Annotated in this window: 10 protein-coding genes; 7 read left to right on the top strand and 3 right to left on the bottom strand. The window is 70.1% G+C overall.

Annotated features, from left to right (window positions below; all coding sequences use genetic code 11):
• Positions 1–162 precede the first annotated feature (162 nt).
• From ACFLIM_RS28530 to ACFLIM_RS28515, 4 genes are all read left to right on the top strand, one after another.
• Positions 163–2,325: a protein kinase domain-containing protein gene (locus tag ACFLIM_RS28530; protein WP_393170584.1), complete on the top strand. Its 2,163-nt coding sequence runs from the start codon at positions 163–165 to the stop codon at positions 2,323–2,325.
• A gap of 32 nt (positions 2,326–2,357) precedes the next feature.
• On the top strand, positions 2,358–4,373 hold the full coding sequence (locus ACFLIM_RS28525) for a beta-propeller domain-containing protein (protein ID WP_393170583.1): 2,016 nt from the start codon (positions 2,358–2,360) through the stop codon (positions 4,371–4,373).
• Between the two features lie 96 nt (positions 4,374–4,469).
• A complete protein-coding gene (locus ACFLIM_RS28520; protein ID WP_393170581.1) occupies positions 4,470–5,642 on the top strand; it encodes a helix-turn-helix transcriptional regulator in 1,173 nt (390 codons plus the stop codon).
• 122 nt (positions 5,643–5,764) lie between these two features.
• Positions 5,765–7,006 carry a S8 family peptidase gene (locus tag ACFLIM_RS28515; RefSeq protein ID WP_393170580.1) on the top strand — a complete coding sequence of 414 codons (1,242 nt, stop codon included), beginning with the start codon at positions 5,765–5,767 and terminating at the stop codon, positions 7,004–7,006.
• Positions 7,007–7,065: 59 nt separating this feature from the next.
• Here ACFLIM_RS28515 and ACFLIM_RS28510 read toward each other — a convergent pair whose 3' ends face one another.
• The 3 genes from ACFLIM_RS28510 to ACFLIM_RS28500 form a co-directional block, all read right to left on the bottom strand.
• Entirely contained in the window at positions 7,066–7,548 is a 483-nt protein-coding gene (locus tag ACFLIM_RS28510) for a DinB family protein (protein WP_393170579.1), read from the bottom strand.
• Positions 7,545–9,281, bottom strand: a complete 1,737-nt coding sequence (locus ACFLIM_RS28505; RefSeq protein ID WP_393170577.1) for a glycerol-3-phosphate dehydrogenase/oxidase — start codon at positions 9,279–9,281, stop codon at positions 7,545–7,547. Before ACFLIM_RS28505 ends, ACFLIM_RS28510 begins: the two co-directional genes overlap by 4 nt.
• Before the next feature lie 105 nt (positions 9,282–9,386).
• Entirely contained in the window at positions 9,387–10,157 is a 771-nt protein-coding gene (locus tag ACFLIM_RS28500; protein WP_393170575.1) for a DeoR/GlpR family DNA-binding transcription regulator, read from the bottom strand.
• A gap of 130 nt (positions 10,158–10,287) precedes the next feature.
• On the opposite strand from ACFLIM_RS28500, the gene ACFLIM_RS28495 reads away from it, so the two are divergent.
• From ACFLIM_RS28495 to ACFLIM_RS28485, 3 genes are read left to right on the top strand one after another with little or no spacing between them, the layout of a single operon-like run.
• Positions 10,288–11,160, top strand: a complete 873-nt coding sequence (locus ACFLIM_RS28495; RefSeq protein WP_393170573.1) for an SIS domain-containing protein — start codon at positions 10,288–10,290, stop codon at positions 11,158–11,160.
• Positions 11,157–12,293, top strand: coding sequence for an N-acetylglucosamine-6-phosphate deacetylase (gene nagA, locus ACFLIM_RS28490; protein ID WP_393170572.1), 1,137 nt, complete (start codon positions 11,157–11,159; stop codon positions 12,291–12,293). Before ACFLIM_RS28495 ends, nagA begins: the two co-directional genes overlap by 4 nt.
• On the top strand, positions 12,290–13,198 hold the full coding sequence (locus ACFLIM_RS28485; protein ID WP_393170570.1) for a 1-phosphofructokinase family hexose kinase: 909 nt from the start codon (positions 12,290–12,292) through the stop codon (positions 13,196–13,198). Before nagA ends, ACFLIM_RS28485 begins: the two co-directional genes overlap by 4 nt.
• Positions 13,199–13,205: the final 7 nt, after the last annotated feature.

The raw sequence follows: 13,205 nt of genomic DNA, 5'->3' as shown, positions 1-13,205 counted from the left end.
TCCGGACGCCATCAGCATCCGATATTGGCAGCTCAGCAAGGGTTTCGCCGGTAAAGGGGGCGATGATGCGCCGTGTCCTACCGGGGGATGCCAGAAGAATATTCCGCGCAACTACCCGCCGGTAATTTTTGCGGATGCGTGGCATAGGGCCAGAATCCCTTCATGGCATCCTTCGCTCCGCTACGACCCGGAGATCCACAGCGGCTGGGGGGCCTGGATATCCTCGGCCGGCTCGGCGAGGGCGGCCAGGGCGTCGTCTACCTCGCTCAAGGTCACAATGACACCCACGTGGCCATCAAGTGGCTGCGGCCGGACCTGTCGGGTGATCAGGTGAGCGTCGAGCGGTTCCTGCGGGAGGTCCAGGTGGCCCAGCAGGTGGCGCCGTTCTGCACCGCCGCCGTCCTGGGCACCGGAGTCGAGCTGGACCGGCCGTACATCATCAGCGAGTTCATCGAGGGGCCCTCGTTACACAGGGTCGTGCAGGAGGAGGGGCCGCGCACGGGGTCCGTCCTGCACCGGCTGGCCATCGGCACCGCCACCGCGCTGGCCGCCATCCACCAGGCCGGGATCGTGCACCGCGACTTCAAACCGGCCAATGTGATCATCGGGGCCGACGGGCCGCGAGTGATCGACTTCGGCATCGCGCGGGCGCTGAACGCCACCGCGACGATCAGCAGCATGGTCGTGGGGACGCCCGCGTACATGCCACCCGAGCAGATCATGGGCCACACCGTCGGACCGGCCGCCGACATGTTCGCCTGGGGCAGCGCGATGGTCTTCGCCGCCTCCGGCCGGGCGCCGTTCGGCAGCGACACGATGCCCGCGGTGATCAACCGGGTTCTCAACCAGCAGCCCGACCTGGGCACGCTGGAGGGGCAACTGCGTGACGTGGTGGCCGCCTGCCTGTCCAAGGACCCGGCGCAGCGGCCGACGGCCGAGCAGGTGATCATGCGCCTGCTGCAGCACCCCGCCCCCAACTCCGGCATCCTCGCGCAGGCCGCCGCCGAGGCCGCCCCCAGCCCGCCCTTCACGCCACCCTCGGGCCCGCCTTCCGGCCCTGTCCCCTATTCCGGTCCTGTCGCGCATTCCGGTCCTGTTCCGCATTCTGGGCCCGTTCCGCACACCGGCTCCGTCGCCCCGCATCCCCAGGCGCATTGGCAACCCCCGGCGCCGCCCTACGGGCAGGCCACATATCCCAGCACATACGGCCGGCCGCCGCAGAAGCGCAGCAAGGCCCCGTTGATCGCCGGCATCACGGTGGCGGTCGCGCTGCTGCTGCTCGCCGGCGTGGTCGTGATCATCCAGCTCGACAAGGCGTCGGTGGCGGGACCGTCCGAATCCCCGGCGCCCAGATCGACGAGCAGCACGAAACGACCCCCCAGCCCGTCCCCGACCCTGGCGGCCGTGCCGAAGACGGGCACCCAGAGGACGCTCCCCGGCCCCGGCGGGATGTCGGTCTACGAGAACCCGGCCGACGCGGTCGTCCTGACCTCCTACGAGATCTACGACAAGAAGAAGGACGACTGGATCGACTACGCCAGGGGATCGTTGCGCGGGACGTTCACGAAATACTCCGGCAACTGGGAGTCGATGGTCTCGCCCGACGGCCGCTACCTGGCGAGCAGGGGCCGCAGCTACAGCTCCGACGACTTCGACTTCATCGTCATCGCCGACAGGCAGTCCGGTGACCACACCACGATCAAGACCGTCAAGGAGCCGCTGATCAGCAGCATCAGGGGCTGGTCGAAGGACGGCTCGAAGATCCTGCTGAACATCGAGAAGAAGAGCGGCGACGACTGGATCTACCTGGGCTTCGTCCTCGTGGACGTGGCCACGAGGAAATCCACCACGGTCAACGTGTCCGACAGCTCCATCCGCCAGACGGCCTTCGGCTTCGACGGCGACGACGAGGGCGCGGTCAACGTCTACGGCGACGAGAAGAACAGGGGCCTGCGCTTCTTCGACGCCGAGGGCAAGGCCACGAGCTCCCTGCCGGGCATCGGCACGCTGTCCGCCGGCACGCAGGACATCTTCTCGCCCTCGGGCAAGTCGTTCGTCACCAACTGCCCCAACGGCGGCGACGGCGACCACTGCGTCTGGGACTCCGCCTCGGGCAAGCGCCTGCGCAAGTTCTACTCCGACTGTGACAAGGTCCTCGGCTTCTACGACGAAACCCATCTCTACTGCTGGGAACAGGACAACAACGCCAACGACGAGGTCCAGGTCATCGACTTCAACGGAAAGCTGCTGCGCAAGCTGCTGGAAGTGCCGGACGAGATCGACTTCAGCCCGGTGTTCACCATCAATCCGAACAAGGGCTCCTGAACCATCCGACCCGGGCAGCCGTCAATGAGGTCATGAAGACGCTGATCCGAACGGCTGTGACCGCCGCGGCACTCGCGACGGTCACAGCCGCCTGCACCTCTTCGACAGGAGGAACGGCGCCGCCCCCGAAGACCAACCTCGGTGCCGTCCGCCTGGTCGCCTACGACAGCTGCGACGACCTGCTGTCCGGCCTGCGCGAACACGCCGCCCAGAACGTCACCGCGTACGGCTTCGGCAACATCATGCCCTTCGCCGCCATCGAGGACTCCAGGTCGGCGCTCCCTCAGGCGAAGAGCATGGTGGACACCCCGGAGCACTCCACGACCAACGTGCACGAGGCCGGCGTGGACGAGCCTGACCTGGTCAAGACGGACGGCAACCGGGTCATCACGGTCACGGACGGCACCCTGCGGATCATCGACACCGCCACCAGGAAGATCACCGGCTCGCTCAAGCTGTCGGAAGGCGACCAGCGCGTCGTTGCCCCAGCCGACCTGCTGGTGTCCGGCGACCGGGCGCTGGTGCTCTTCCGCGACGGCGACATCATGTTCAAGTCCTCCGTCCCGCGCGGCGACACGAGATACGTCGTGGTCGACCTGGCCGGCCAGCCCAAGGTCCTGAGCACGATCAAGCCCCGGGGCACGTACGTGGACGCCAGGATGGTCGGCTCCACGGTCAGGCTCATCACCCGCAGCCAGCCGGACATCATGTTCCCGCAGCCCATGGATAACTTCTCGGAGACCGAGCAGCTCAAGGCCAACCAGGCCGCGGTACGCCAGGCCCCGGCCGGCGCCTGGCTGCCCGAGATCGAGATCACGGACGCGTCCGGGACCGTCAGGAAGGACGCGGTCAAGTGCGAGCGGGTCAGCCACCCCGCCGACTACACCGGCACCTCGCTGCTGACCGTGCACACCATCGACCTGGCGCAGGGCGTCACCGCGGCGGGCACCGACCCGATCAGCCTGGCGGCCGACGGCGACATCGTGTACGGCACCGGCACCAGCCTCTACGTGGCCAGCAACCCGCGCTGGTGGCTCCCGATCCGCCCGATCGACGACACGCCCTCCTCGGTGACCACGCCCTCTTCGGGCACCGCGGCCCCGGCCGAAGAGCCCACCCCCACGGACCCCACCGTCTCCCTTGAGCCCAGCCCGTCGACCACGGTGTCCGCGCCCCCAGAGCCCAGCCCTCGGCCGACCCCCACGATCCCGCCGGAGGAGACGGAGATCCACAGGTTCGACATCGCCTCGCCCGGCCCGCCCGCCTACGTGGCCTCGGGCAAGGTGCCGGGACGGCTGCTGAACCAGTACTCCCTCTCGGAGTACGAAGGCCACCTCCGCGTCGCCACCACCCTCAACTCCCAGGACGGCAGATCCAGCTCCAGTACCGTCCACGTCCTCAGGACCGACACCCTGGCCAAGGCGGGCGAAGTCGGCGGCCTCGGCGAGGGCGAGCGTATCTACTCGGTCAGGTTCATCGGCCCGGTCGGCTACTGCGTGACGTTCAAGCAGGTAGACCCCCTCTACACGCTGGACCTGCGCGACCCGGCGGCCCCCAAGGTGACCGGCGAGCTGAAGATCACCGGCTACTCGGCCTACCTGCATCCCGGCGCCGAGGGCAGGCTGATCGGCATCGGCCAGGAGGCCAGCGAGGAGGGCAGGACGCTCGGCACGCAGGTCTCGTTGTTCGACGTCAGCGACCCGGCCAGCCCGCGCAGGTTGTCGCAGTTGTTCCAGAAGGACTCGGGCTCCGGGGCCGAGTGGGACCCGCACGCGTTCCTGTACTGGCCCAAGACCGGCCTGTCGGTGATCCCGCTGACCCAGCAGACCGAGTCGGGCGCGCTCGTACTGAAGATCGACGACGCGGGCGTGACGAAACTCGGCATGATCAAGCATCCAACGCAGCGTCAGGAGAACGAGTACACGTACCAGCCGGGCATCGAACGTTCGATGGTGATCGGCAATGCGATCTGGACGGTCTCGTACGAAGGCATCCAGGTCAACGACGCCACCACCCTCGCCGAACAAGCCTGGATTCCCACCCGGTAATACCAATAGGCGTCCTTTCTATGGACACGCCCTCACAAATGGTGAAAAATCACCTGACAATGTGTTGTCGGGCCGGGCGGGTGCGTCATGCCTTTCGTGGGACGAGAGCGCGAGCTCCGTCAGCTCGCCGCCGCTCTCGCCCGCCCCCCGGTCGTCGTCCTGATCGAGGGCGAGGCGGGCGTCGGCAAGACCCGCCTGCTCCATGAGCTGACCGGCCACCCCATGTTGTCCGGCAGCTGCCACCCCATGCGCTTCCCGTACGGCCCGATCGTGGAAGCCCTGCGCGAAGCGCGCCCGACCGAGGAGCTCAACCCGGTCACCGGGGCGTTGCGCCCGCTGCTGCCGGAATGCGCCCACTTCCTCCCGCCGGCGCCACCCCCGCCGCAGAACGCCCAGGTCGAACGGCACCGCCTGTTCAGGGCGATCCTGTCGCTGCTCGACTCGCTGCGCCCCATCACGCTCGTCGTGGAGGACGTGCACTGGATCGACCAGGACACCAGGGAACTGCTCGCGTTCCTGGCCCGCTGCCTGCCGGAGTCGGTCAACCTCGTGCTCACCTACCGCGCGGAGGACCTGCGCCACCCGGTGGGCGAGCTGATCGCGCACCTGCCGCCGCACATCGACCACGCCGAGCTGGTCCTGGCGCCGCTCGACAGGGAGGAGACCGCGCTGCTGGCCAAGCACCTGCTACCGGGGTCGGCCGACCTCTGGCCGCTCACCGGCGGCCTGCCGCTGGCGATCGAGGAGCTGGCCCGCATGCTGGTCGAGGGCAGGGAGCCGGGCACGCCGACCGCGCTGCGTGACGCCGTACGGCTCAAACTGGACGCGCTGCCGCCCGCGGCGCGCAGGATCGTGCAGGCGGCGGCCATGCTGGAGCAGCCGGCCTGCGTGCGAACGCTGGCCACCGTCGCCGGCGTGCCACCCGAGCAGGGCGAGCGCGGGCTCGCCGAGGCGGTGCGGCGCGGCCTGCTGCGCGAGTGGACCCCCGGCACGTACGGCCTGCGCCAGCCTCTGACCAGGCAGGCGGTCCGCGAGTCGATCACCCCGATGGTCCGGCGCAGGCTGACCCGCAGGATCGAGGCCCCCAGCGAGCCCGTGGGGGTCCTGTCGCCAAGGGAGGAGCAGGTGATCGGGCTGGCCGCGGACGGGCTCACGAACAAGGAGATCGCCGAGAGCCTGTTCCTGTCGCGCCGCACGGTCGAAGTGCACGTGGCCAACGGCTTACGCAAGCTCGGGCTCACGTCGCGACGGCAACTCAATCGGACATGAGTAATCGCACCTAAGTAGTCGCAATACGTGTCGGATACGTATGGCGGCGAGCCTGATTCTGGCTCATGTTTTCAAGGGTCCGGACCTATTACTCCAGGCACCCAGAAAGGGCCCACGCTGTCATGCGAACACACACCCCCCTGCTCGCATTGCTCATCAGCGCGCTGGCGTTACTCACTGCGCCACTCCCGGTCTCCGCTACCGCAGCGCCGCAGGAGACGTACATCGTCCAGCTCAACCCCGCGCTCCGCGCGGCGCCTCGCGACTCGGCGCAGGACCAGGTCGGCAGGTACGGCGGCCAGCTCATCGGCGTCTACGAGCACGCGTTCAAGGGCTACACCGCCCGCCTGAGCGCGGCCGCCGCCGAGCAGCTCAGGCAGAGCCCGAACGTGCTCAGCGTCGAACCCGACGCCGTGGTCACCGCCTTCCCCCAGACGACGCCCACCGGCGTCCGGCGGATCTTCGGCCCGAACAACCCGAACCTGGACATCGACGGCATCGACGACGTGCGCATCAACGTGGACGTGGCCGTCGTCGACACCGGCGTGGACAACACCCACCCCGACCTGAACGTGGCCGCCCGCGCCAACTGCGTGACCGGCGTCTGCGTGAACAACACGGGCACCGACGACAACGGCCACGGCTCGCACGTCGCGGGCACGGTCGGCGCGCTCGACAACAACATCGGCCCGGTCGGGGTCGCGCCCGGCGCCCGCATCCACGGCGTCAAGGTGCTCAACGCGGCGGGCTCGGGCACCCTGTCCGCCATCGCCGCCGGCCTCAACTGGGTGGTGGCGCGCGCGTCCACCATCGAGGTGATCAACCTCAGCCTGGGCTGCAGCGGCTGCACGAGCAGCGCCATCAGCACCGCGATCACGAACGCCGTCAACGCCGGCATCGTGGTCGTCGTGGCCGCGGGCAACAGCCACGCGAACACCTCAACGTTCTTCCCCGCCAACCACCCCGACGTGGTCACCGTATCGGCGATCACCGACAACGACGGCCTGCCCGGCGGCGCCGGCGGCAGCACCCTGTCCTGCCGCAGCGAGACCGATCAGGACGACACCTCGGCGTTCTACTCCAACTTCGGCGCCACCGTCGAGATCGCCGCGCCGGGCACCTGCATCTACTCGACCTACATGGCCGGCGGCTACGCCACGATCAGCGGCACCTCGATGGCCAGCCCGCACGTGGCCGGCGCGGCGGGCATCCTGACCTCGGGCACCCGCAAGCCGACGACCAGGGCGGGCGCGCTGGCCGTACGCAGCACGCTGATCTCCACGGGCAACTTCAACTGGACCGACGACTCCGGCGACGGCGTCAAGGAGCCGCTGCTCGACGTGCACGACGCCACGCGGTACTAGCCGCCGGCGTAGTCAGCTCGGGCGGCCCGCGGATCCCGCAGCACCGCGGGCCGCCCCTGCTACGGCGCCTCGGCCAGCTCCCTGGCGATGTCCAGATGACCGGCGTGCCGCATGTACTCCTCCAGTACGTGGAACATGATCCAGCCCAGCGTCGGCGGCTCCATGGGCGGCCGGAACCGGCCGATCCGCGAGGCCACGTCGGACAACCGCGCCTTGGCCACGACCTGCCGGGACCTCTCGCACTGCGCCAGGTAGACGACCCTGATCTCCTCGAACGACTCCGTCGCGACCAGTCCGCCGTCCTCGTCGCGGTCGCCCCGCGGATCGTCCACCCGCTCGCCCGCGAAGTCCCAGACGAACCACCGCCGCTCCATGTAGGCCAGGTGCTTGAGCAGCGCCAGCGGCGTCCACCCGGACGGCACGCGGCTCACCCCGGGCGAAGGGAACCCGTCGAGCTTGCGCAGGATCTCCTCGCGGTAGTGGTCGAGGTACCCCTCCAGCAGCTCGCGGGGGTCGGACAACTGCCCTGACGGCTCGCTCATGAGTGCTCCGGCACGACGACGGGGACGATTTCCGGCGCGCCGAGCCTGATCGCGTCGGCCTCCTGGTCGGAGTCCTGCTCCTGGGAGCGGCGTTCGGCCTCCACACGCTTGGCGTAGTATTCGACCTCCCTCTTGACCTGCTCGCCGTCCCAGTCGAGCGTCTCGGCCAGCAGCTCGGCGGCCTCCTGCGCGACGGCCAGGCCGCGGTGGAAGGTCTCGATGGAGATGTGCGTACGCCGGGTCAGCACGTCGTTGAGATGCCTGGCGCCCTCATGGGTGGCGGCATAGACGATCTCGGCCCGCAGGTAGTCGTCGGCCCCCGACAGCGGCCTGGCCAGCGTCGGGTCGCGCTCGACCAGCTCCAGCACCTCGTCGATCAGCGAGCCGTAGCGCTGGAGGAGATGCTCGATCCTGGCCACGTGCAGCCCGGAGGTCTGGGCGAGCCGGTACCTGGTGTTCCACAACGCCTGGTAGCCCTCGGCCCCGACGAGCGGGATGCTGTCGGTGCACGAGCGCGGCACCCGCTGGTCGAGCCCGTGCGCCACGGCGTCCACGGCATCCTCGGCCATGACCCGATAAGTCGTATATTTCCCCCCGGCGATCATCACCAGGCCCGGCACCGGATGGGCCACCACGTGCTCCCTGGACAACTTGGACGTCTCGTCCGACTCGCCCGACAGCAGCGGCCGCAGCCCCGCGTAGACGCCTTCGACGTCGTCGCGGGTCAGGGGCACCGACAGGACGGCGTTGACGTGGTCGAGCAGGTAGTCGATGTCGATCCGGGAGGCGGCGGGGTGGCTCTTGTCGAGCGTCCACTCGGTGTCGGTGGTGCCGATGATCCAGTGCCGGCCCCACGGGATCACGAAGAGCACCGACTTCTCCGTACGCAGGATGATCCCGGTCAGCGAGTGGATCCGGTCCCTGGGCACGACCAGGTGGATGCCCTTGGAGGCGCGTACGTGGATCTGGCCGCGGCCGCCGACCAGTTCCTGGATGTCGTCGGTCCAGACGCCGGTGGCGTTCACGACCTGCCGGGCGCGTACCTCGAACTGGTGGCCGTTCTCCAGGTCGCGCACGCGCACGCCGGTGACCCGCTCCCCCTCCCGCAGGAACCCCACCACCTGCGCCCTCGGCGCGACGCGGGCGCCGTAGGTGGCCGCGGTGCGCAGCATGGTCATCACGTAGCGCGCGTCGTCCACCTGCGCGTCCCAGTATTGGATGGCGCCTGTGAACGCGGCCTTCTTCAGCGCGGGAGCCAGCCGCAGCGCTCGCGACCTGGACAGGTGCCGGTGCCCCGGCACGCCCCTGGTGACGCCGGACGCGTAGCCCAGCGTGTCGTAGAGCGCCACGCCGGCGCCGACGTAGGGACGTTCCCACCCGTAGTGGGTCATCGGGAACAGGAACGGCACCGGCCTGACGAGGTGCGGCGCGATCCGCCGCAGCAGCAGCGCCCGCTCCCGCAACGCCTCGCGTACCAGCTCGAAGTTGAGCTGCTCCAGGTAGCGCAGGCCGCCGTGGATGAGCTTGGACGAGCGCGAGGAGGTGCCGGAGGCGAAGTCCCTGGCCTCGACCAGGCCCACGTCGAGCCCGCGCGTCGCGGCGTCGAGCGCGATCCCCGCCCCGACGACGCCGCCGCCGACCACGACCACGTCGAGCTCCTGCGCGGCCATGCGCTCCAACGCCTCGGCCCGCTCCGCGGGCCCGAGCCGGGCCACGCCCCTTCCCGACGCCATGACTCCCCCTGGGATCGCCTGCGATGCATACCTACCCTCGCGCGCCTCGGCCTATAACGACCCAGGCCCGTACGACCTTGACCCCGCGACCGTGATCCGGTCGGATCAGGCACGTACGACCTTGACCCCCGCGTCCGTGAGCTGGTTGGCGAGGGAGTCGGACAACTGGGCGTCGGTGACGAGCGTGTCGATCTGGTTGATCGGGCAGATGCGGGAGAAGGCCCGCTTGCCCACCTTCGAGGAGTCGGCCACCACCACGACCTGGGCGGCGCGGCTGATCAGCAGGTGGTTGACGCTGGCCTCGCCCTCGTGGTGGGCCGACGCGCCCAGCTCGACGTCCAGCGCGTCCACCCCGAGGAACGCCACGTCCAGCGTCACCTGCTCCAGCACCCCGCTCGCCAGCGGCCCGATCAGCTCGTACGACTGCTGCCTGGCCACCCCGCCGGTCACCACGATCTTGACGTGCTGGCGGACGGTGAGCTCGGCGGCGATGTTGAGCGCGTTCGTGACGATCGTGAAGCCGCTCTCCAGCGTGGACTGCGTGGCGAGGACGCGGGCGAGCTCCGAGGTGGTGGTGCCGCCGTTGAGCCCCACCACGGCGCCAGGCGTGACCAGCTCGGCCGCCGCGGCCGCGATCCGGTGCTTCTCGCCGGCGTGCCTGGCGGTCTTGTACCGCAGCGGCAGGTCGTAACTCACGCTCTGCGCGACCGCGCCCCCCCGCGTGCGCATGAGCATCTGCTGCTGGGCGAGCTGGTCGAAGTCCCGCCGGATCGTCGCGGTGGAGACGTCGAGCGCCTGAGCGGCCTCCTCCACCGACAACCTGCCCTCCTGGGCCAGCAGCTCGAGGATGGCGTTCCAGCGGTCGTAGCGGGACACGAAGGCCTCCCTGGGGGATGCGGTCGAGAGGCAAGCGTGGCACAACCCGGCAGGCCAGAGCCAACAGTGTTCATTGCTGCACTCTCCTGGTATAAAAACAGCAGAAACAATCAATCACGGGAGGCAAGTGGTGACCACCCACACCGAGGCCGAGATCGCGTCCCAGCCGGACTGCTGGCGCCGCGCCGTCGCGAACGTTCCCGCCGACGCGCTGCCGCGCCGGGGCGAGCGGGTCGCCGTCGTCGGCTGCGGTACGTCGTGGTTCATCGCGATGGCGTACGCGGCGCTGCGGGAGCGGGCCGGGCACGGCGAGACCGACGCCTTCGCCGCCTCCGAGGCCCCGATCGGGCGTTCGTACGACCGCGTGCTCGCGCTCAGCCGCTCCGGCACCACGACCGAGGTGCTGGAGCTGCTGGCCAGGACGACCACGAGGACCACGGCCATCACCGCCGACCCCGACACGCCGATCATGTCGGCCGCCGACGAGGTCATCGTGCTCGACTACGCCGACGAGCGGTCGGTCGTGCAGACCAGGTTCGCCACCACGCAGCTGGCCATGTTGCGCGCGGGGCTCGGCGAGGACCTCACCCAGGCGATCGACGACGCCGAGCAGGCCGTGGCCGCGCCGCTCCCCGGCAAGCTGGTCGACGCCGAGCAGTTCAGCTTCCTCGGCACCGGCTGGTCGGTCGGCCTGGCCCAGGAGGCCGCGCTGAAGATGCGTGAGGCGTCGCGTTCGTGGACGGAGGCGTACCCGGCGATGGAATACCGGCACGGCCCGATCAGCATCGCCGCTCCAGGGCGCGTCACATGGATGCTCGGCGCCGCGCCCGACGGCCTGCGGGCGCAGGTCGAGGAGATCGGCGGCACGTTCTTCGAGAGCGGGCTCGACCCGATGGCCGAGCTGATCCGGGCCCAGCGGGTGGCCGTCGCCAGGGCCTTCGCCCGCGCGCTGAACCCCGACGAGCCCATGCACCTCACGCGATCTGTGATCCTTTCTTCATGAGCCTTACTCTTGCCGACGCCAGGATCGTGACTCCCGAGGGAGTTCACGAGGGGTGGCTGACCATCGAAGACGGCCGCATCACGCATGTCGGCCACGGATCCGCCCCAGGGTCGGGCCTGAGCCTGGGCGGGCGGCACGTCGTGCCGGGGTTCGTGGACATCCACAACCACGGCGGCGCGGGCGGCTCCTTCCCGACCGGCGAGCAGGACCAGGCACGTGACGCGGTGGCACTGCACCGGCGGCACGGCACCACGACGACGATGGCCAGCCTGGTCACCGCCTCGATCGACGAGCTGACCAGGGCCGCGTCGGCGCTGGCCGAGTTGTGCGAGGAAGGGTTGCTGGCCGGGATCCACTTCGAGGGCCCGTACATCTCCAAGGCCCGCTGCGGCGCGCATAACCCGACGCTGTTGCGCGAGCCGTCGCCGCAGGAGTTCGCGGGACTGATGAAGGCCGGGCGCGGGCATGTGCGGATGGTGACCATCGCGACCGAGTTGCCCGGCGCGCTCGACACGATCCGGCTGGCCGCGGCGGAGGGCGTGATCGCGGCCCTGGGGCACAGCGACGCCGACTACGACCAGACACTGGCGGGCATCGAGGCGGGCGGGAGCGTGGCCACGCACCTCTACAACGCGATGCCGCCGCTGGGGCACCGCGCTCCCGGGCCGGTGGTGGCGCTGCTTGAGGACGAGCGGGTTACGGTCGAGCTGATCAACGACGGCGTGCACGTGCATCCGGCCATGTTGCGGCTGGCGTACGAGGTGGCGGGGCCCGGCCGGACCACGTTGATCACGGACGCGATGGCGGCCACCGGCCTGGGCGACGGCGACTACGTGCTTGGCTCCATGCGGGTGCGGGTGGACGACGGCGTGGCCAGGCTAGTCGAGGGCGGCTCCATCGCGGGTGCCACGCTGACCATGGACGTGGCGTTCCGGCGCAGCGTCCAGGAGGTGGGCATGTCGTTGCCCGACGCGGTCCAGGTGGCCTCGCTGACGCCCGCCCGGGTGCTCGGCCTGGCCGATCGCATTGGCTCGATCGCCGTCGGCAAGGCGGCCGACCTGGTGGTGTTGTCCGACTCGCTGGAGGTGGCCGGGGTGATGAAGGACGGCGTCTGGATCACGGAGCCCCGATGATCCTCACGGTGACGCTCAACGCCGCCCTCGACGTGACGTACCAGGTGCCCGGCGTGGACTGGGACGGGGTCAACCGGGTCAGCGCGGTGCACAGGCGCGCCGGTGGCAAGGGCGTCAACGTGGCCCGCGTACTCGCCGCGCTCGGGCAGGACGTGCTGGTCAGCGGGCTGGCAGGCGGGCCCACCGGGCGGGCGATCGAGGCGGATCTGCGGGCGGCGGGGCTGCCGAGCGCGCTGACCGGCATCGCCGCCGACTCCCGCACGACACTGACGGTCTCGGAGACGACCGTCCGGCGCACCGCGTTGTTCAACGAGCCGGGCCCTGAGGTCACGCCCGTCGAGCTCCGACATTTCGTGACAACGTATGAAGCCCTGCTGGCAACGGCGCAGGCGGTGGTGATCTCGGGTAGCCTGCCGCGCGGCGTGCCCGCCGACACCTACGCCACCCTGGCCGCCATCGCCGCGGACCAGGGCGTTCCGGCCATCGTGGACGCCGACGGCGACCCGCTGCGCCACGCCCCCAAGGGCCGTCCCACGGTCGTCAAGCCCAACGCGGAGGAGCTGGCCAGAGCCGTGCCGGGCGGTACCCCGGCCGCGGGCGCGCAGGCGTTGCGCAGCCAGGGCGCGGAGTCCGTGGTGGTGTCCATGGGCGCCGAAGGGCTGCTGGCGGTCACCGGGGAGGGAACATTCGCGGCGCGGATGCCGTACACAGTCCTGGGCAACCCCACCGGGGCGGGCGACTCCCTCGTCGCAGGGCTGGCACTCGGCCTGGTGGAGCCGGCGCCGTGGCCGGACCGGCTCAGACGGGCCGCGGCGCTCGGCGCCGCGGCCGTGGCCGCGCCGGTGGCCGGTGAGTTCGACCCAGACGTGTACGCCGACATACACCCCCAGATCATCATCACGTAAGGAGCAC

The organism is Nonomuraea marmarensis, from assembly GCF_043197025.1.
GTDB classification, from domain to species: Bacteria; Actinomycetota; Actinomycetes; order Streptosporangiales; family Streptosporangiaceae; genus Nonomuraea; species Nonomuraea marmarensis.
The sequence above is the reverse complement of the archived record's forward strand: the minus strand, read 5'-3'. Positions and strand labels throughout refer to the sequence as shown.

What these genes read in the sequence shown, in the direction of transcription:
- ACFLIM_RS28530 (WP_393170584.1), top strand. Translation starts at nt 163, where the DNA reads ATGGCATCCTTCGCTCCGCTACGACCCGGAGATCCACAGCGGCTGGGG.
- ACFLIM_RS28525 (WP_393170583.1), top strand. Translation starts at nt 2,358, where the DNA reads ATGAAGACGCTGATCCGAACGGCTGTGACCGCCGCGGCACTCGCGACG.
- ACFLIM_RS28515 (WP_393170580.1), top strand. Translation starts at nt 5,765, where the DNA reads ATGCGAACACACACCCCCCTGCTCGCATTGCTCATCAGCGCGCTGGCG.
- ACFLIM_RS28510 (WP_393170579.1), bottom strand. Translation starts at nt 7,548, where the DNA reads ATGAGCGAGCCGTCAGGGCAGTTGTCCGACCCCCGCGAGCTGCTGGAG.
- ACFLIM_RS28505 (WP_393170577.1), bottom strand. Translation starts at nt 9,281, where the DNA reads ATGGCGTCGGGAAGGGGCGTGGCCCGGCTCGGGCCCGCGGAGCGGGCC.
- nagA (WP_393170572.1), top strand. Translation starts at nt 11,157, where the DNA reads ATGAGCCTTACTCTTGCCGACGCCAGGATCGTGACTCCCGAGGGAGTT.
- ACFLIM_RS28485 (WP_393170570.1), top strand. Translation starts at nt 12,290, where the DNA reads ATGATCCTCACGGTGACGCTCAACGCCGCCCTCGACGTGACGTACCAG.